Source organism: Streptomyces sp. NPDC054834 (assembly GCF_053611185.1).
In genome coordinates this window covers 339,500-357,382 of the sequence record NZ_JBSGZV010000002.1, presented here as the reverse complement: position 1 = coordinate 357,382, position 17,883 = coordinate 339,500, and the positions used below count along the sequence as shown (strand labels likewise).

Annotated in this window: 15 protein-coding genes and 1 tRNA gene; 7 read left to right on the top strand and 9 right to left on the bottom strand. The window is 72.8% G+C overall.

What is annotated here, in order from left to right:
• Positions 1 to 39 precede the first annotated feature (39 nt).
• Positions 40 to 561 (bottom strand): gluconokinase, encoded by a 522-nt coding sequence (locus ACWGJM_RS04310; protein WP_453410133.1) that lies wholly within the window; start codon positions 559 to 561, stop codon positions 40 to 42.
• A 140-nt stretch (positions 562 to 701) separates the two neighbouring features.
• On the opposite strand from ACWGJM_RS04310, the gene ACWGJM_RS04305 reads away from it, so the two are divergent.
• Positions 702 to 1,403 (top strand): FadR/GntR family transcriptional regulator, encoded by a 702-nt coding sequence (locus ACWGJM_RS04305; RefSeq protein ID WP_453410132.1) that lies wholly within the window; start codon positions 702 to 704, stop codon positions 1,401 to 1,403.
• Positions 1,404 to 1,425: 22 nt separating this feature from the next.
• On the opposite strand, the gene ACWGJM_RS04300 is transcribed toward ACWGJM_RS04305, so the two are convergent.
• From ACWGJM_RS04300 to ACWGJM_RS04285, 4 genes are all read right to left on the bottom strand, one after another.
• Complete coding sequence (locus ACWGJM_RS04300; protein WP_453410131.1) at positions 1,426 to 1,674, bottom strand: hypothetical protein; 249 nt, start codon at positions 1,672 to 1,674, stop codon at positions 1,426 to 1,428.
• Positions 1,667 to 2,077 carry a YchJ family protein gene (locus tag ACWGJM_RS04295; RefSeq protein WP_453410130.1) on the bottom strand — a complete coding sequence of 137 codons (411 nt, stop codon included), beginning with the start codon at positions 2,075 to 2,077 and terminating at the stop codon, positions 1,667 to 1,669. The genes ACWGJM_RS04300 and ACWGJM_RS04295 overlap by 8 nt, the downstream gene beginning before the upstream one ends.
• Positions 2,078 to 2,109: 32 nt before the next feature.
• A complete protein-coding gene (locus ACWGJM_RS04290) occupies positions 2,110 to 3,453 on the bottom strand; it encodes a M1 family metallopeptidase (RefSeq protein WP_453410129.1) in 1,344 nt (447 codons plus the stop codon).
• A 182-nt stretch (positions 3,454 to 3,635) separates the two neighbouring features.
• A complete protein-coding gene (locus ACWGJM_RS04285; protein WP_453410128.1) occupies positions 3,636 to 7,499 on the bottom strand; it encodes a Pls/PosA family non-ribosomal peptide synthetase in 3,864 nt (1,287 codons plus the stop codon).
• 287 nt (positions 7,500 to 7,786) lie between these two features.
• Between ACWGJM_RS04285 and ACWGJM_RS04280 the strand changes: the two genes are divergently transcribed.
• Positions 7,787 to 8,902 carry an NADAR family protein gene (locus tag ACWGJM_RS04280; RefSeq protein WP_453410127.1) on the top strand — a complete coding sequence of 372 codons (1,116 nt, stop codon included), beginning with the start codon at positions 7,787 to 7,789 and terminating at the stop codon, positions 8,900 to 8,902.
• Between the two features lie 35 nt (positions 8,903 to 8,937).
• Here the strand turns inward: ACWGJM_RS04280 and ACWGJM_RS04275 are convergent.
• Positions 8,938 to 9,025 (bottom strand) — tRNA-Leu (locus tag ACWGJM_RS04275).
• A 200-nt stretch (positions 9,026 to 9,225) separates the two neighbouring features.
• Here ACWGJM_RS04275 and ACWGJM_RS04270 point away from each other — a divergent pair.
• The 3 genes from ACWGJM_RS04270 to ACWGJM_RS04260 all read left to right on the top strand — a co-directional run bounded on the left by ACWGJM_RS04270 (position 9,226) and on the right by ACWGJM_RS04260 (position 12,090).
• On the top strand, positions 9,226 to 10,551 hold the full coding sequence (locus ACWGJM_RS04270) for a M20/M25/M40 family metallo-hydrolase (protein ID WP_453410126.1): 1,326 nt from the start codon (positions 9,226 to 9,228) through the stop codon (positions 10,549 to 10,551).
• Positions 10,552 to 10,725: 174 nt separating this feature from the next.
• Positions 10,726 to 10,959: a chaplin ChpH gene (gene chpH / locus ACWGJM_RS04265; RefSeq protein ID WP_320773918.1), complete on the top strand. Its 234-nt coding sequence runs from the start codon at positions 10,726 to 10,728 to the stop codon at positions 10,957 to 10,959.
• A gap of 114 nt (positions 10,960 to 11,073) precedes the next feature.
• Positions 11,074 to 12,090 carry a chaplin family protein gene (locus ACWGJM_RS04260; RefSeq protein WP_453410125.1) on the top strand — a complete coding sequence of 339 codons (1,017 nt, stop codon included), beginning with the start codon at positions 11,074 to 11,076 and terminating at the stop codon, positions 12,088 to 12,090.
• An 80-nt stretch (positions 12,091 to 12,170) separates the two neighbouring features.
• Here ACWGJM_RS04260 and ACWGJM_RS04255 read toward each other — a convergent pair whose 3' ends face one another.
• Complete coding sequence (locus tag ACWGJM_RS04255; protein WP_453410124.1) at positions 12,171 to 12,359, bottom strand: DUF5703 family protein; 189 nt, start codon at positions 12,357 to 12,359, stop codon at positions 12,171 to 12,173.
• A 47-nt stretch (positions 12,360 to 12,406) separates the two neighbouring features.
• Between ACWGJM_RS04255 and ACWGJM_RS04250 the strand changes: the two genes are divergently transcribed.
• Entirely contained in the window at positions 12,407 to 13,144 is a 738-nt protein-coding gene (locus tag ACWGJM_RS04250; protein ID WP_453410123.1) for a hypothetical protein, read from the top strand.
• Between the two features lie 54 nt (positions 13,145 to 13,198).
• Here the strand turns inward: ACWGJM_RS04250 and ACWGJM_RS04245 are convergent, their stop codons facing one another.
• Both ACWGJM_RS04245 and ACWGJM_RS04240 read right to left on the bottom strand, forming a co-directional pair.
• Entirely contained in the window at positions 13,199 to 15,526 is a 2,328-nt protein-coding gene (locus tag ACWGJM_RS04245; RefSeq protein WP_453410122.1) for a helix-hairpin-helix domain-containing protein, read from the bottom strand.
• The gene (locus ACWGJM_RS04240; protein WP_453410121.1) at positions 15,523 to 16,506 is read right to left on the bottom strand and encodes an aldo/keto reductase; all 984 of its coding nucleotides are present in this window, start codon (positions 16,504 to 16,506) and stop codon (positions 15,523 to 15,525) included. Before ACWGJM_RS04240 ends, ACWGJM_RS04245 begins: the two co-directional genes overlap by 4 nt.
• A 164-nt stretch (positions 16,507 to 16,670) precedes the next feature.
• On the opposite strand from ACWGJM_RS04240, the gene ACWGJM_RS04235 reads away from it, so the two are divergent.
• Positions 16,671 to 17,726 (top strand): LLM class F420-dependent oxidoreductase, encoded by a 1,056-nt coding sequence (locus ACWGJM_RS04235; protein ID WP_453410120.1) that lies wholly within the window; start codon positions 16,671 to 16,673, stop codon positions 17,724 to 17,726.
• Positions 17,727 to 17,883 lie beyond the last annotated feature (157 nt).

The window sequence follows — 17,883 nt, the reverse complement described above, 5'->3', positions numbered from 1 at the left end:
GGGGACGGGGGAGGGGGTGTGGGGGGTGGGGTTACCGGGTTACCGGGAGGCCGGGTCGGGGAGCTTGTCGAGCGCCGTCACGGCCCGTTCGGTGATGGCCTCCGGGCCACCGGAGACGTCGACGACGACGCCCGCCTCGTCCGCCTGGAGCGGCTCGAGGGTGGCGAACTGGGAGTCGAGCAGCGCGGTGGGCATGAAGTGGCCCTGACGGTGCGTCATGCGGTCCTCGATGAGCGACCGGTCGCCCGCCAGGTGCACGAACACGATGCCGGGAGCCGCCGCCCTGAGCCGGTCGCGGTACGACCGCTTCAGCGCCGAGCAGCTGACCACCCCGCCGAGCCCGGCCCGCCCGTGCGCCCACGCGCCGATGGCGTCGAGCCACGGCCACCTGTCGGCGTCGCCGAGCGGGATGCCGGCCGCCATCTTGGCGATGTTGGCCTCCGGGTGGAAGTCGTCGCCCTCGGCGTAAGGGACGCCGAGCCGGGCGGCGAGCAGCGGACCGATCGTGGTCTTGCCCGTGCCGGCGACGCCCATCACCACGACGACGTGGGGGGTACGCATCTCTGCCTCGCTGTCTTCGTCGACATCTGACGTCAAACGGACGCCGACGACACTGAACCGATTAGGTACGACTAATTCAAGAGTCTGTGACATATAAGTCTGACTTTTTGGCTCGGTGATCCACCGCGTACGCTGAGTGCATGACCACACCGGGCCGGGGGCTGCACGGCCATGTACTGGACACCCTCGGCCCCGCCATCACCGCGGGCGAGTACCCTCCGGGCAGCGTTCTGCGCACCGACGAACTCGCGCAGAGCTTCGATGTGTCACGCTCGGTGATGCGCGAGGCGGTGCGCGTGCTGGAGTCGATGCACCTGGTCGAGTCCCGCCGCCGCGTGGGCGTGACGGTCCGCGCCAAGTCCGAGTGGAACGTCTACGACCCGCAGGTCATCCGCTGGCGTCTGGCGGGCGCCGACCGCCCGCACCAGCTGCGCTCGCTGACCGTCCTGCGTTCCGCGGTCGAACCGGTGGCGGCGGCCCTCGCCGCGAGGAACGCCACGGCCGAGCAGTGCGCCGAGCTCACCGAGTGCGCCCTCGGCATGGTGGCCAACTCACGCGGCCGGCGGCTCGAGGAGTACCTCGTGCACGACGTCGCCTTCCACCGCGTGATCCTCACCGCCTCCGGCAACGAGATGTTCGCCCGCCTCGGCGACGTCGTCGCGGAGGTCCTCGCGGGCCGCACCCACCACGAGGTCATGTTCGAGGACCCCGACCCGGCCGCCGTCACCCTCCACGTCCAGCTGGCCGAAGCGATCCGCGCCGCCGACGCGCCCCGCGCCGAACAGCTGACCAGGGAGATCACTGTGGGCGCCCTCCACGAACTGGACATCCTGGTGCCCTGATCCCGCACCTGCCGGACAGGCCCTAGCGGTACCGCGCGACCACCACGGTGTATACGCAGGCCAGGAAGACACCGACGGCAGCGATCAGCGCGCAGCAGAGGAGCCCCGAGACGCCGGTGATCGCCGCCCAGCCGAACCGCGTCGCGCGTCGGGCCCGCCGGACCGCCTCGCGGTGATCATCGTCGTCGTACCAGTCACGACCGTCGTCGTACCAGTCACGACCGTCGTCGTACCAGTCACGACCGTGGTCGTACCGGTCCCGATCAGTCATCCGGGAATTCCCCGTCGACGTACATCCACGCCCCGTCCACTCGCTCGAACCGGCTCCGCTCGTGCAGCGAACCACCCCGGTAGGAGGCCCGGAAGGTCACCGTCCCGGTGGAGTGGAAGGCCGACCCGTCCGTGGTGTCCAGCACCTCCAGCCCCGTCCACTTCATCCCCGGATCGAGGTCGAGCCGCGCGGGCCGTGTCCGTGGATGCCAGGTGCGCAGCAGATAGCCCGCGTCACCCTTCACGAACGCGCTGTACCGCGACCGCATCAGCGCCTCGGCGGTCGGCGCGGCGGCACCGATGGGGGTCCCCCCGGTCGAGTCTGTTCGAGACCGGGGGAGATAGCGGCCGCAGCACTTCTCGTACGGCTCGGGCAGCCCGCACGGGCAGGAACGCGAGGTCATGGACGCCATTGTGCAGCACCCTTCAGACCCCTTCAGACGGCGACCCGCGTGTCCGGCAGGGGCAGCGGCGGCAGCCGGGTCTCGTGCAGCCAGGCGGTGAACAGATCGTGCAGCGGCTCGTCCGCGAACCGCGCGGCGTGCGCGGTGAAGGCCGCCGTCGACGCGGAACCACCCCGGTGCAGCCGCGTCCACTCGCGCAGCATCCGGAAGAACGCCTCGTCCCCCAGCGCACAGCGCACCGCGTGCACGGCGAGGCCGCCGCGTTCGTAGAGCCGGTCGTCGAACATCAGCTTGCGGCCCGGGTCGGCCAGCCGCAGGTCCTGCGGCAGCGAGGACAGCAACCGGTGCGCCGAAGCGGCGTGTTGATGCGCGCTGCGGCCGCCCGAGCGCTCCGACCACAACCACTCCGCGTACTTGGCGAAGCCCTCGTTCAGCCAGATGTGCCGCCAGTCGGCGATGGACACGCTGTTGCCGAACCACTGGTGCGCCAGCTCGTGCGCGACCAGCCGCTCCGAACCCCGCGCCCCGTCCACGTGGTTGGCGCCGAACAGCGACAACCCCTGCGCCTCGACGGGCACATCGAGCTCCTCCTCCGTGACCACCACGGCGTACTCGTCGAAGGGGTACGGGCCGAACAGCTCCTGGAACAGCTCCATCATCGCGGGCTGACGGGCGAAGTCCCGGGAGAAGCGGGCCAGCAGATGCGCCGGTATGTGCCCGTGCTGCGGGACGCCCCCCGGTCCGGGGTCGCCGAGCAGCACCGTCTGGTACTTGCCCATCGCCAGCCCGACGAGATAACTGGACGTGGGCGCGGACTGCTCGTACACCCACGTGGTCGTCGAGGCCTTCGTCGTACGGGTCAGCAGACGCCCGCCCGCCACCACCGCGTACGCCGACGGCGTGGTGATCGAGATCTGGTACGACGCCTTGTCGGAGGGCCGGTCGTTGCACGGGTACCAGGACGGCGCGCCCACCGGCTGGCTCGCCACCAGCGCCCCGTCCTCCAGCTCCTCCCAGCCGATCTCGCCCCACGGGCTGGTGACCGGCTTGGGGTTGCCCGACCACTGCACCTCGACTGTGAACGCGGCCCCGGCGCGGACCGGCTTCGCGGGGCGGACACGCAGCCTGCCGGCCCGGTGCGTGTAGTGCGGCTGACGGCCGTCCACCCGGACCCGGCCCACCCGGAAGTCGGCCAGGTTCAGCTGGAACTCGGTGAGCGGCGAACGGCCCGCTATGGCGTTGATACGGGCCGTGCCCGACAGCCGGTTCGGACCCGGGCGGTAGTCCAGCGCGAGCTCGTAGCGGTGCACCCGGTACCGGAAGTCACCGTTGTCCGGGAAGTACGGGTCCTGCCCCGCCGACTGCTGAACTGCCACCGCTGTTTCCGCTCCCTGCGCCGCGCTGCCACTCCGTGCCGGAACACCGCTCGTAACACCGTTCGCCTCCAGGGCGCCGAAGCCGGCGTCGGGAGGGCGATCGTGCTCGACCCTTCGGGCCTCCGCGCGTTCGCCCTCCCGACGCCGGCACGCCCCTTCGGCGGGCTCCGAGTGGCCCGCCCTCAGGGACGCCATGCCTCGATCGGGTTGCCGAGCCAGCGGGTGCCGTCCGGAACGGACTCCGCGGCCATGACGAGCGACGCGGGACCCAGCGTCGTACGGGCCCCGACCGTGCTGCCGGGCAGCACGATCCCGCCAGGGCCCAGCGTCGCGCCCTCACGGAGGACCACAGTATCCGTCCTCAAGATCCGGTCGTGGAAGAGGTGCGTCTGGAGCACGCAGCCACGGTTCACGGTGGCCGCGTCCTCCAGGGTCACCAGGTCGGTCTCGGGCAGCCAGTAGCTCTCCACCCACACCCCCCGCCCGATCCGCGCGCCCAGCCCGCGCAGCCACGCGGTCATCACCGGCGTACCCGGCACCGAACCGGCCAGCCACGGCACGGCCACCACCTCGACGAAGGTGTCCGCCAGCTCGTTGCGCCACACGAAGCCGCTCCACAGCGGGTGCTCACCGCTGCGGTGCCGGCCCACGAGCAGCCACTTCGCGGCGACCGACACGAGCCCGGCCGCCGCACCCGCGGCGAGCAGCACCAGCCCGGACAGCAGCGGGGCCCAGACGCCCAGCAGGCACAGCGCCGCCACCGTCAGCCCGGCCAGCGCCGCCGAGCACAGCACCGGCACGATCCGGCACAGCTCCACCAGACCACGCGCCCACAGCAGCCAGGCCGGCGGGTCGTACGTACGGCTCTGGTCGCCGGCGCTCGCGCTGCGCGGCAGCTTCACCGGCGGCAGCCCCAGATAGGAGCTGCCCTTCTTCGCCTTCTTCGGGGTCGCCGACAGCACCCCCACCAGCCCGCCGTCCGGCACGGACCGGCCCGGCGCGGTCATCCCGGAGTTCCCCAGGAAGGCCCGCCGCCCGATCTCCGCGCGGCCGATCCGCAGCCAGCCACCGCCCAGCTCGTACGGCGCGGTCAGTGTGTCGTCCGCCAGGAACGCGCCCTCACCGACCGTGGTCAGGCTCGGCAGCGCGAGCACCGTGGACACCTCGGCGCCCCGCCCGATCCGCATCCCGAGCAGCCGCAGCCACACCGGCGTGACCAGCCCGGCGTACAGCGGGAACAGCGTCTCCCGGGACCGGTCCATCAGCTGCGTGACGGTCCACGCCTGCCAGCCGATCCGGCCGTGGGTGGGGTGCATGCCTTCACGCAGACCCAGACTGAGCAGCCGTACGGCGACGAGGATCAGCAGCGCGTACGCCAGCCCGAAGGCCAGCGTGGCCGGGACGAGCGCGAGCGCCGCACCCCGCAGGGCCGCGCCGAGCCCGGCGCCGGGCGCCACGAACAGCCCGGCCACGGCGAGCGCGGCGACACCCGCGGCCACCGGCAGCAGGCTCAGGGAGGCACCCGTCACGCCGTACACGAACCGCCAGCGCGCGCCCCGCGGCGGCCGCTCCTTCGGCCAGTTCCGCTTGGCCTTGCCGAGCTTGACCGCGGGCGCGCCCGCCCAGCGCTGACCGGTCGGGATCTGGCCGGTGACCGCGGAACCGGGCGCCACCTCGGCCCGCTTGCCGACCCGGGCACCCGGGAAGAGCATGCTGCGGGTGCCGACGACGGCGTGCGCGCCCACCTTGACCGGGCCGACCTCCAGGCGGTCGCCGTCCAGCCAGTACCCGGACAGATCGACCTCGGACTCCACGGCCGCGCCCCGGCCCAGCTTGAGCATGCCGGTGACCGGCGGCAGCGAATGCAGGTCCACGTCCTGCCCGACCTTGGCGCCCAGCGCCCGCGCGTACCGCTCCAGCCAGGACCCGGTCAGCGAGGTCGCCCCGCTGAACTCGGCCAGCCGCTCGGCGGTCCACAGCCGCAGGTGCACGCCGCCGCCGCGCGCGTAGCGCCCGGGCCGCACACCGCGCAGCAGCAGCCGCGCCCCGCCCGCGGCGATCGCCAGCCGGCCCGGTGGGCTGAACAGCAGGACGGCACCGGCCGCGACCAGCCACCACGGGGCGGTCGGCAGCCAGGAGTACCCGGGCAGCAGATTCCCCAGCGCGGCCAGCGCCACCGTCCAGCGCAGGCCCAGCAGCGTGAACAGCGGTACGAGCAGCAGCAGCTGGATCACCTTGGCGCGCGTCGGCACCGGGGCGATCGTGCGGTGGGCGCCGTCGTCCTGCGCCGACTTCTCCAGGCGGCGGGTCAGCTTGCGCAGGGTGGGCTGCTGGTAGATGTCGAGGACGGCGGCGCTCGGGTAGCGGGTGCGCAGCCGTGTCGTCAGCTGGGCGGCGGCCAGGCTGCTGCCGCCGATCGCGAAGAAGTCGTCCGAGGTGGTCACCGGGATGCCGAGGACTTCCGTCCACTGCTCGGCGAGCCAGGCCTCGGTGCCGTAGAGCTGCTCGGCCGGACCGCCGGTCTCCAGGCCCTCCAGCGGCCAGGGCAGCGCGTTGCGGTCCACCTTGCCGCTGGTCCGGGTGGGCAGGTCGGCGACCGGCGCGAGCAACGGGACCAGCGCCGCGGGCAGCTCGGCGCGCAGCTTCTCGACGGCCGCCGCGTGGTCCCAGCCCTCCTGGGTGACGATGTAGCCGACCAGGAGCTGATTGCCGCTGCGGGCGGTGCGCACGGCGGCGGCCGCCCCCGCGACGCCGGGCAGCGCCTGGAGGGCGGCATCCACCTCGCCGAGCTCGATGCGCCGCCCGCCGAGCTTGATCTGCTCGTCGGCCCGCCCGAGGAACACCAGCCCCTCGGGCTCGGCCTTGACCAGGTCACCGCTGCGGTACGCCCGCTCCCAGCCCAGCGACCGAAGCGGCGCGTACTTCTCCGCGTCCTTCTCGGCGTCGAGGTACCGGGCGAGCCCCACCCCGCCGATCACCAGCTGGCCGCTGCCGCCCATCGGCACGGGCTCCCCGGCCTCGTCGACGACGGCCAGCTCCCAGCCGTTCAGCGGCAGCCCGACGCGGACCGGCTCCTCGCCCGACATCAGCGAGGCGCAGGCGACGACGGTCGCCTCGGTGGGCCCGTACGTGTTCCAGACCTCGCGGCCTTCCGTCACCAGCCGCTGCACCAGCTCGGGCGGGCAGGCCTCGCCGCCGAAGATCAGCAGGCGTACGTCGCCCAGGGCCTCCGGCTCCCACAGGGCCGCCAGCGTCGGCACCGTCGAGACGACGGTGATCTCCTGCTCGACCAGCCAGGGCCCGAGGTCGGCACCGCTGCGGACCTGCGACCGGGGCACCGGGACCAGACAGGCCCCGTACCGCCACGCCAGCCACATCTCCTCGCAGGACGCGTCGAACGCCACCGACAGCCCCGCCATGACCCGGTCGCCGGGCCCGATCGGCTCCTCCGTGAGGAACAGTGCGGCCTCGGCGTCCACGAACGCGGCGGCGCTGCGGTGTGTGACGGCGACGCCCTTGGGCTTCCCGGTGGAGCCGGAGGTGAAGATGATCCACGCGTCGTGCCCGACGCCCGGCCGGGCGGCCGGGACATCACTGCGCCCGGTGACGGCCAGCTCGTGCCCGGCCCCGACGACGGCCCGCACCTGAGCCTCCCCGAACACCAGCTCGGCCCGCTCGTCCGGGTCCTCGGCGTCCACGGGAACGTAGGCGGCGCCCGCGGCGAGCACGGCGAGGATCGCGACGTACAGATCGTTGGTGCCGGACGGCACCCGGACGCCCACCCGGTCACCGCGGCCGACCCCGGCGGCCGCGAGCCGACGCCTCAACAGCTCGACCTCCGCCGCCAGTTCACGGTAGGTGAGCTGCGTCGTGCCGTCGTCCAGGGCGAGTTCGTCCGGATACGAGCGCACGGACGCGTCGAAGATGTCCACGAGCGTGCGCGGAGAGGCCGCCTGGCCCCCGGAGAAACGTGCCGTGTCGCCGAACCGTTCGCGGATCTCTTCGTCGAGCAGGCCAAGAGCACTGCTCTCGTGTATGGCTGCCATCGGTCCTCGCGTCTCGATCCCGGAAGCCTCCGGGGCGCTGGCGGGTCCGCAGGTCTGCCTGGGGTTGTCCGGCTCCAGCTCCGTAACAAGCCGGAAATATTAGTACGACGGTAGGCTTCGGGCCTGTTCACGGCCACTTGGATGGGCCGTACGGGGGATGCGTGAGAGCCGGTCAGAAGCCGGTGACCTGGCGGTCTTCGGTCAGGACGAGAGATGGCCCACACGGGGCGCCCGGGACCGCGAAATTCCCGTCGCGCGGCCCGGGAACGGACCACGACAATGACGCGATGATCGGCAGACGCATCACCTACCGCACGGCAGACGGCAAGCGAGTACCCGGGACCTGGCGACACGCCTTCATCCGCAACTTCGACTATCACCTCACCGACTTGTTCATCTACGCGGACGGACTCGTCGACTGCTGGGGCCTGGTGACCCTCGAGGAGTTCGAGGAGAAGCTGCGCAGCGGCTGGGTCGCCACCGAACTCCCGGAAGGCGCCAGGGCGTCCGGGCACGAGCTGGCCGCCTGGCGGTTCAGCGAGCCGCAGACCTGGCTCACCCCCGAACTGCTGCTCGCCGAGATACGCGACACCATCGACGAGCTCAACGGCCGCCCGGATTCGACGGATCGGTGCCTCGAGGCCGTCGACGCGTTCCTGGCCGACCGGACCGAGGAGAAGCGGGCCGCGGCACGGGCCGCCTACCTCGCCATCCCCGAGACGCGGCGGCACTACGCGCTCGGGGACATGGACCGCAAGGACCGACCGCTCCAGGCCCTGGTGGCCGGACCCGGCGGGCGCATGGAGTGGCCCGACGCGGTGGTCACGCGGGAGCTGTACGACGAAGCGGTCGCCTACTTCGAGGACCGGGCGAGATGGATCGCCGAACGGCCCTCACGCGTCCCGGCGGACGGACCCGCGACCCCGGTCGCCCCCGCGATCCACCTCTACGAGAGCTACCCGGTGAAGGCATCGGACGATCCGGGTTCCGAAGCCCTCCGCAACGACTACCCGGCACCGGTCGACATCGAGGGCGTCACCTATCCCTCCGCCGCCCACGCGTACTGGGCCCTGTCGACCGACGACGCCGAAGCGCGCGCGGCGATCACCGAGGCGGACACCTTGTTCACCGCCAAGAACCTGGCGGCCCGCGCCGGCCGGCGCGACGGCTGGGAGCAGGCCCGTACGGCCGTGATGGCCGGCCTGCTGCGGGCCAAGTACGCCCAGCACCCGGCCCTGGCCCGGATTCTGCTGGCCACGGGCGACGCGACCCTCGTCTACGACGACAGCGACTCCGGCTTCTGGGGCGACAACGCCGGCCGCGGCCGGAACTGGACCGGCCGCCTCCTGGAACTCGTCCGCTCGGAACTGCACGCTGCGCGGACGGCCGCGCCACAGCCCTGACATGCGAAAGACCCCTGCTCAGCAGGGGTCTCAGCTGGTGTCCGAGGGGGGACTTGAACCCCCACGCCCGATAAAGGGCACTAGCACCTCAAGCTAGCGCGTCTGCCATTCCGCCACCCGGACAAGGTGTCTGTCGTGCGGGGTTTCCCCCCGCGGCGACGAAGGAAACATTACCAGGCTTTCAGGGGTGGCCGATCACACCCTGTTCCCGGCCGCGTCCGGCGTGAACGGCGTGTGACGGACCGGGGCCGGTCTTGGGGCGGCACCGGGCGGGGAGGCAGGATGAGGAGGACCGACCAGCAGTCACAGCGGGAGGAAGCAGCGTGAGCGAGACGGACACGGCCAAGGGCGTCACCGGCGAGGACGAGGTCGTGGACCTCTGCCGCGAGCTGATCCAGATCGACACCAGCAACTACGGAGACCACTCGGGCCCGGGCGAGCGCACGGCCGCCGAGTACGTCGCCGAGAAGCTCGCCGAGGTGGGGCTGGACCCGACGATCTTCGAGTCCCACCCGGGACGGGCGTCGACGGTGGCCCGCATCGAGGGCGAGGATCCTTCCCGGCCCGCGCTGCTGATCCACGGCCACCTGGACGTCGTACCCGCCAACGCCGCCGACTGGACCCACGACCCCTTCTCCGGGGAGGTCGCCGACGGGTGCGTGTGGGGGCGCGGCGCCGTCGACATGAAGGACATGGACGCGATGACGCTGGCGGTCGTCCGCGACCGGCTGCGCAGCGGGCGCCGGCCGCCGCGCGACATCGTCCTGGCCTTCCTCGCGGACGAGGAGGCGGGCGGCACCTACGGGGCGCGGTACCTCGTCGACAACCACCGTGACCTCTTCGACGGCGTCACCGAGGCGATCAGCGAGGTCGGCGGGTTCTCGTTCACGGTCAGCGAGCAGCGGCGGCTGTACCTGATCCAGACCGCCGAGAAGGGCATGCACTGGATGAAGCTGACCGTGGCCGGCACCGCCGGACACGGGTCGATGATCCACCGGGACAACGCGATCACCGAGCTGTCGGAGGCCGTGGCACGCCTGGGCCGCCACAAGTTCCCGGTGCGGGTCACCAAGACCACCCGCGCCTTCCTCGACGAGCTCGGCGACGCGCTCGGCACCGAGCTGGACGCCGAGGACATGGAGTCGACGCTCGCCCGGCTCGGCGGCATCGCCAAGCTGATCGGCGCGACCCTGAGCAACACGGCGAACCCCACGCAGCTGGGCGCCGGTTACAAGGTCAACGTCATTCCGGGCGAGGCCACCGCGCACGTCGACGGGCGCTTCCTGCCGGGGCACGAGGAGGAGTTCCTCGCCGACCTCGACCGGATCCTCGGGCCGAAGGTGAGGCGGGAGGACGTGCACGCCGACAAGGCCGTCGAGACCAGCTTCGACGGGGCACTGGTGGAGGCCATGCAGTCCGCGCTCGTGGCCGAGGACCCGGCCGCCAAGGCGATCCCGTACATGCTCTCCGGCGGCACGGACGCCAAGTCCTTCGACGACCTCGGCATCCGGGGCTTCGGCTTCGCGCCGCTGAAGCTGCCGCCGGAGCTGGACTTCGCGGGCATGTTCCACGGTGTGGACGAGCGGGTGCCGGTGGACGGGCTGAAGTTCGGCGTGCGGGTGCTCGACCGGTTCATCGACGCGTCCTGAGGTACGCGTCGTGAGGTACGCGTCGTGAGGCAAAGGGCCGAGCTATTCGGGCGCCCGTACGAGGTCGACTGAGAAGAGTGAATGCGACGATAAGCTCGTAGCTCGATTACTCCCTCCTCGTTACATGTAATGCGATCAGCAACACGGGATCGCTTTTGCCAACAAGGAGGAATAATGCTCAAGAAGGTCGTCGCTGCTGCGGCTGCCACCGGTGGTCTGGTTCTCGCGGGTGCGGGCCTGGCCGTCGCCGACTCGGGTGCTCAGGGTGCCGCCGTGCACTCCCCGGGTGTCGTTTCCGGCAACGTCGTCCAGGTGCCGGTGCACGTGCCGGTGAACGTGTGCGGCAACACCGTCAATGTGATCGGGCTCCTGAACCCTGCCTTCGGCAACACCTGCATCAACAAGTGACGTCGTCTCTCTGAGGGACGTCCGTGCGGTCGGCCCCGGAGCGCGCGCCATGCGCTCCGGGGCCGACCGGTCTTTTCGGGAAATGCAGGATGTGAAGGCAGGGGGAATTCAGTAATGCGACAGGGTACCCGTAAGGGCCTGATGACTGTGGCGGCCGCCACCGGCGTGATCGCCGCCGCGAGTGGCTACGCCCACGCTGACGCGGGCGCGAGCGGCTCCGCGTCCAACTCGCCGGGCGTACTGTCCGGCAACACCGTCCAGGCGCCGGTGCACGCGCCGGTGAACGTCTGCGGCAACACCGTGAACGTCGTCGGGGTACTGAACCCCGCGATGGGCAACCATTGCGTCAACCACGGCGGTTCCGGCGGTTCCCACGCGCGCGGACATGCCAGTGGCTCGCCCGGCGTCGGCTCGGGGAACCACGTCCAGGTGCCGATCGACGCGCCGGTGAACGTGTGCGGCAACAGCGTCGACGTCGTGGGGGCCTTCAACCCCGCGGTGGGCAATCATTGCGCCGACCACGGCGGTGGCAGTGGCTCCTCGGGCGGGTACGGCGGTTCCGGTCACGGCGGTTCCGGCGGTTCTCACGCGGGCGGTCACGCCGGTGGCTCGCCCGGTGTGGGCTCGGGGAACCATGTCCAGGTGCCGATCGACGCGCCGGTGAACGTGTGCGGCAACAGCGTCGACGTCATCGGCGCCGGCAACGCCACCGTGGGCAACGACTGTGCCAACGGCGGGGGTGACGGCGGCGGCCACGGGACCCCTCCGGGGGGTGGCGGCGGTACGACTCCGCCCGGGCAGCCGGGGAACCCGGGTCAGCCGGGGCAGCCGGGTAATCCCGGCCAGCCGGGACACCCGGGTCATCCTGGCCAGCCGGGCACGCCGGGCCACCCCGGCAACCCGCAGCACCCGGGCACACCGGGCACGCCGGGACGGCCCGGCCACCCCGGTGGACCGGGCGGCTCCTCGCACGTCGGCCAGCAGGGCGGACGTGCCGCCGCCCAGTCGTCGGCCGCCGCGCAGCTCGCCCACACCGGCAACGACCTGCCGCTGGGCATCGCCCTGCCCGCGGGCGCCGGCGTGCTGCTGGCGGGCGCGATGCTGTACCGCAAGGCGCGGGCCTCGGTGTGACGCACGTCCGGTGACCCCGGCGGCCGGGAAACGGAGCGGGCCCCGCCATGCGGGGCCCGCTCCGTCTCAGTCGCTCTGCCTCACCACGTGGCGCGCACCTGGCGGATGATCCGTCGGCGCAACCGCACCCTGCGGCTGCCGTCGCGCAGCAGGCTCAGTCGGTCCAACTCCCAGTTTCCGTACTCGGCATGGTCCGTCAGCAGGCGTGTGGCCTCCCTGCGGGAGACCCCGCGAGGCACGTACACGTCGACAAATTCGTATTCCGGCATCGCATCTATTGTGCGGGCTGGGGCCCGGTACGGATAGCGTCTGCACTATGTCTGATGCTGCGCAGCCCACCGCTGCCGAGGTACGCGCCGCCGCCGAGGCGGTCAAGACCGCGCTCGACCGCCACCTGGCGGCGGTCGAACGCAGGTCGGGTGAGGACGACCCGGCCGTCTACGAAGCGTTCAACCAGCTGGCGGCGGCCGCCGAGGCGTACGACGAGCTGCTCTACGACCGCTACGACGAAGTGACCCCCTTCGAGATCCCCGCCGCGGAGGACTCGCTGCCGCCGTACGCGGGCCCCGAGGAGCCGAACGCGATCAGCGTGCTGATCCGCCGCGACTACGCCGTCGCGGAACCCCAGCGGCTCCAGGCGCAGGCCCAGCGGGTCGAGGCGGCGGACTACGACGACGGCATGGATGTCTCCGGCACCGTCCACGGCGCGCTGGGCGTCCTGTTCGGCGAGTTCGAACCCGACGAGATCGCCTCCCGGCACAAGGAGTTCGGCCTGGAGGAGGGCGACTCCACGCTCTGGGTCACCGCCGCCGACGAACCCGCCGAGCCCGGCGAGTGGCTCGAGGCGCCCTTCGAGCAGATCGATCCGCAGCGGGTGGTCTGCCGGTTCGACGTCAGCGCGGTGTTCGACGAAGAGACGGACGACGATCACGACGATCACGACGACCACCACGACCACGACGACCATGACGACAACGACGGGGCCGACGACTTCGAGGACGCCCTCGACCTCGACGGGGACGAGGACCTCGAGCCGCTGGACGCCGAACGCTGATCCGGGCGGCGGTGCCGTACGGCCCTCGGGCCGGTCCGGCACCGCCGCGACCGGTCAGTCCGCCGCCGGGACCTGCGTTCTCAGCAGCACCGGCAGGCGCGTCGTCCGTGGCTTGGCCGGAATCTCGGCGACGGCCTTGGGCAGGGCCTGCTCGACGCCCTGCACCACGGACAGATGCCGGCTCGCCCGGCCGAAGGCCGTGTACACCCAGGGCCGGCTGAGGGCCTGGGCGGCGTCGCCGGGCAGCACCACGACCACCGCGGGCCACCGCACACCGACCGCCTGGTGCGCGGTCAGCGCCCACCCGTGCCGCACGGACTGTTCCACCCGTTCCCTCGGTACGACGACGGAGGCGCCCGCGCACGACAGGTGCAGCCCGTCGGCGTCGGCCTTGACCACCTGGCCGGGCAGCGTACGGCCCGGGGCGGGGGAGTAGGCGATCCGGTCGCCCGGGTCGAAGCCACCGAAGCGGCCGGGGCCCGGGTTGAGCCGCTCCTTGAGCGCCGTGTTCAGCGCCCGGGTGCCCGCGGCGCCCCCATGGCCGGGGGTGATCACCACCGTCTGCTCGGGCGGCACTCCGATGGCCCGGGGCACGGAGTCCGCGACCAGCTGCACGGTCCGGTGCACGGCCTCGCCCGCGTCCCGGACCGGCACGATGACGATCTCCTTGCCGGGCGCCTCGACCTGGTTCAGCTCGCCGACGCCGATGCCGGAGACCAGCTCGCCGAGCGGGCCCGGATCGGGGACGCGGGAGGCGACCTGCGGGCACGCGCGCGCGGCCAGCAGGTCGGCGAAGACCCGGCCGGGCCCGGCCGACCACAGCACGCCCGGGTCCCCGGTGAGCACGAGGCGGGCCCCGTCGGGCAGCGACTCCACGATCATCGCCGCGCTCTCCACATCGAGCTGCGGGGCGTCCAGCACGATCAACAGATCCAGGTCCAGGCTGCCCTCGGCGTCCCGGCCGGGTCCCTCGGCGCCGGCCAGCAGACCGGGAACGGTGACGACGGACTCGACGCCCTCTCCCTCGTCCCCGGCGCCGAGCAGGGCCGCGAACCGGTGCCGTCCGTCCGGCGTGTGGCAGGCCGCCACGGCCCGCAGTCCGGCCGCCCGGGCCGCGGTCAGCAGGGCCGCCGGTTCGGCGCGCGCCGCCTCACCGCCCGTGTGCAGCACCAGACCGTGCCCGGCGACGGCCCGCACCAGCTCCGCGGCGGCGCCGGACGCGGCCACCGCCTGCCACTCCTCGGCGGCCTCCTTGGGCAGCGAGTTGACCAGACGGGCCAGCCCGTCGGCGAGGCTCTCCTCGGCGAGCGCGTACCGCTCCAGGCCGACGAGCACGCGCACCGGCCGCTGCTCGTCGCTCTCCTCCCCGTCCTCCCCCTCCGCCGGCCGGGCCGGGGCGCCGGGCTCCTCCAGCGCGTCCTGGAAGACCAGGGCCTCGCCCTCCGCGAGGGCGCTCTGCACGGCCGCGTCCGGATCGGGCACGCCCTGCCGGCCCAACGCGGCGGTGAGCGCGGGCAGTTCCAGGGCGGTGTGTCCGGCCAGGGCCGCCTGCTCCAGCAGCCAGCCGGTCACCGCGCGCACCCGCCGCTCGTCGTCCGGGCCGCACTCCGCGCCGAGCAGCGCCCGCGCGAACCCGTCGGCCTGCTCGGGACGCACCCCGGCGACCCGCAGCAGCTGCCAGGGGTCCTCCCGCAGCACGGCGTCGGCACCCTCGCCGAGGGCCGCGGCGACCTGCGGCGCGAGCGCCTCGGGCGCGCCACCGTCGGTCAGCACGCGCCCTACGGCCGCGACGGCGTCCGGCGGGGGTGCGGCGGGTGCGGCGGCGGCCGGGGCGGGCTGCGGACGCCGCACGGGTTCCGGGGCGGGCCGCCGTGGCGCCGGCGCCGACTCGCCGAACACGGTGGCAGCGGGCTTCTCGCCGCTCTCCACCGCCCGCACGGCCGCCAGCAGCTCGGCGGCCTTCCCACTGAGCTTGATCCCGCCGGCGATCGGCCCCGCCTTCTCGGCCTTCCGCCGCTCGATCCGCTCCCGCTCGACCCGCTGCGCCGCCAACTCGGCCTCCGCCTCGGACATCTGGGAGGCCGCGTCCCCGGCTTCCTCGGCCGGCCTACCCGTGCCCCCGGCGCCGGCATCGGAGGCAGCGGCCTCTCCAGCCCCTTCGCCGATCCCGGTCCCGCCGGGCGGGCCGTCCGGGTTTCCGGCGCCTCCCGCCGATTCGTCGGAGCCCCGGGCGCTGCCCGCCTCGGGCGAGGCGTCCTCGGGCGCCGAGGCGTCCTCGGGCGAGGCCGCCTCGGCGTCCGCTCGTCCGGCGGGTGCGGCGGGGTTCCCGGCTTCCTCCGCCGATCCGTCGGAGGCTCCCGTGGTCTCCGGGTCCGTGCTCACAGCGTGCTCCAGTCGTGATCGGGATAGCGGTGCACAGGCGCCGACACGTCGTCGAGCGCCCGGCAGATCTCGTCAGGAAGACTAAGGGCCTCCACTGACAGCGCGGCCGTGAGCTGCTGCGCGGTGCGTGCTCCGACGATCGGGGCGGCCACGCCCGGCCGGTCGCGGACCCAGGCGAGGGCGACCTGGAGCGGGGTCACCGCCAGCCCGTCCGCCGCCGTCGTCACCGCCTCCACGATGCGGGTCGCCGTGTCGTCGAGGTACGGAGCGACGAACGGCGCCAGGTGCTCCGAGGCGCCCCTCGAGTCCGCGGGAGTGGAGTTGCGGTACTTGCCCGTCAGCACTCCCCGCCCGAGCGGCGAGGACGGCAGCAGCCCCACACCGAGGTCGAGCGCGGCCGGCAGCACCTCGCGCTCGACTCCGCGCTGGAGCAGCGAGTACTCCAGCTGCGTGGCCGCCAGCCGGGTCCGCGTCCCCGGCGCCGCGAGCTGCCAGGTCGCCGCCTTCGCCAGCTGCCAGCCGCAGAAGTTGGAGACGCCCACGTAGCGGGCGCGCCCACTGCTCACCGCCAGGTCCAGCGCCTGGAGCGTCTCCTCCAGCGGGGTGTCCGGGTCGAAGGCGTGGATGTGCCACAGGTCGACGTAGTCCGTGCCGAGGCGGGCCAGGGAGGCGTCGAGCGCGGCGAGCAGGTGACCGCGCGAGCCGTCGAAACGCCGGTCGGGTTCGGGCACGCTCCCCGCCTTCGTCGAGATGACCAGGTCCCGGCGCGGCACGAGCCCTTCCATGAGCTGCCCGAGCAGATACTCGGCCTCGCCGGCGCCGTACACGTCCGCGGTGTCGACGAGGGTCCCGCCCGCCTCCCAGAACGCCTTCAGCATGTCCGCGGCGTCGTGCTCGTCGGTGTCCCGGCCCCAGGTGAGGGTGCCCAGCCCGATCCGGGACACGCGCAGGCCGGTACGGCCCAGATGCCTCTGCTCCATGCTGGCCGAGATTACTGGCCAGAACTGGGCCGTGGGTCGCCTGTGGATAACCGATTTCCCACCCTGACCGGAGCCCACGGGCACCCCGCGCGACCCCATCGCCCGCCCACCCGCGCTAGGGTCGCCCCGACAAGGACGTTACTGATGGGTAAGGGGAATCGGCCATGCAGCTCGGGATCAACCTCGGCTACTGGGGCGCGGGAATGGACGCGGACAACCTGGCCGTCGCGCAGGAGGCCGACCGGCTCGGCTACGCCGTCTGCTGGGCCGCCGAGGCCTACGGCTCCGACGCGGCCACCGTCCTCTCCTGGGTCGCCGCGCAGACCGAACGCATCGACGTGGGCTCCGCCATCTTCCAGATCCCGGCCCGCCAGCCCGCGATGACCGCGATGACCGCCGCGACGCTCGACTCGCTCTCCGGCGGCCGCTTCCGGCTCGGCCTCGGCGTCTCCGGGCCGCAGGTCTCCGAGGGCTGGTACGGCGTCAAGTTCGACAAGCCGCTCGCACGGACCCGCGAGTACGTGGAGATCGTACGGAAGGCGATGACCCGCGAGCGGCTGTCGTACGAGGGCGAGCACTGGACCCTCCCGCTGCCCGGCGGCCCGGGCAAGCCGATCAAGCTGACCGTGCACCCGCAGCGCGAGCACATCCCGCTCTACATCGCCGCCATCGGGCCGAAGAACCTCGAGCAGACCGGTGAGATCGCCGACGGGGCGTTGCTGATCTTCCCCTCGGCCGAGCACCTCGAGGACACCACGATCAAGTACCTGCGCGCGGGCCGGGAGAAGGCGGGCAAGACCCTCGACGGCTTCGACGTCTGCCCGACCCTGCCGCTCGCCGTCGGCGAGGACACGGACGTGCCCCGGCTCGCGGACGTCTTCCGCCCCTACACCGCGCTGTACGTCGGCGGCATGGGCAGCGCCAAGCAGAACTTCTACAACCAGCTCGCCCGGCGCATGGGTTACGAGAAGGAGGCCGCCGAGGTCCAGGAGAAGTACCTCTCCGGGGACAAGCAGGGCGCCGCGGCGGCGATCCCGCACGACCTCATCGACAAGACCACCCTGCTGGGCTCCGTCGACCGCATCGCCGACCGGATGAAGGCCTACGCCGCCGCCGGTGTCACCACGCTCAGCCTCGCCCCGGCCGGCTTCACCCTCGAGGAGCGACTCGCCTCCCTGCGCGCCGGCGGTGAGGCCCTGGAGCGCGCCGGTCTCGCGTAGCGGGCTTCCGCGGCCGTGGTGGGGGCTCGGGGGGTCTTCCCCGCCACGGCCGTCAGGAGGAACAACGCGCCGGGGCCCGCGCGGTTACGCTCCCGCCGCGACCCCGATGCTCCTTCTTCCGGCCCAGTCGGCCGCCGCAACTGTTGCGGCACCCGCG

Excerpts from the sequence above, each read along its gene's own strand:
- ACWGJM_RS04310 (WP_453410133.1), bottom strand. The coding sequence starts at position 561 with ATGCGTACCCCCCACGTCGTCGTGGTGATGGGCGTCGCCGGCACGGGC.
- ACWGJM_RS04305 (WP_453410132.1), top strand. The coding sequence starts at position 702 with ATGACCACACCGGGCCGGGGGCTGCACGGCCATGTACTGGACACCCTC.
- ACWGJM_RS04300 (WP_453410131.1), bottom strand. The coding sequence starts at position 1,674 with ATGACTGATCGGGACCGGTACGACCACGGTCGTGACTGGTACGACGAC.
- ACWGJM_RS04295 (WP_453410130.1), bottom strand. The coding sequence starts at position 2,077 with ATGACCTCGCGTTCCTGCCCGTGCGGGCTGCCCGAGCCGTACGAGAAG.
- ACWGJM_RS04285 (WP_453410128.1), bottom strand. The coding sequence starts at position 7,499 with ATGGCAGCCATACACGAGAGCAGTGCTCTTGGCCTGCTCGACGAAGAG.
- ACWGJM_RS04280 (WP_453410127.1), top strand. The coding sequence starts at position 7,787 with ATGATCGGCAGACGCATCACCTACCGCACGGCAGACGGCAAGCGAGTA.
- chpH (WP_320773918.1), top strand. The coding sequence starts at position 10,726 with ATGCTCAAGAAGGTCGTCGCTGCTGCGGCTGCCACCGGTGGTCTGGTT.
- ACWGJM_RS04260 (WP_453410125.1), top strand. The coding sequence starts at position 11,074 with ATGCGACAGGGTACCCGTAAGGGCCTGATGACTGTGGCGGCCGCCACC.
- ACWGJM_RS04255 (WP_453410124.1), bottom strand. The coding sequence starts at position 12,359 with ATGCCGGAATACGAATTTGTCGACGTGTACGTGCCTCGCGGGGTCTCC.
- ACWGJM_RS04250 (WP_453410123.1), top strand. The coding sequence starts at position 12,407 with ATGTCTGATGCTGCGCAGCCCACCGCTGCCGAGGTACGCGCCGCCGCC.
- ACWGJM_RS04240 (WP_453410121.1), bottom strand. The coding sequence starts at position 16,506 with ATGGAGCAGAGGCATCTGGGCCGTACCGGCCTGCGCGTGTCCCGGATC.
- ACWGJM_RS04235 (WP_453410120.1), top strand. The coding sequence starts at position 16,671 with ATGCAGCTCGGGATCAACCTCGGCTACTGGGGCGCGGGAATGGACGCG.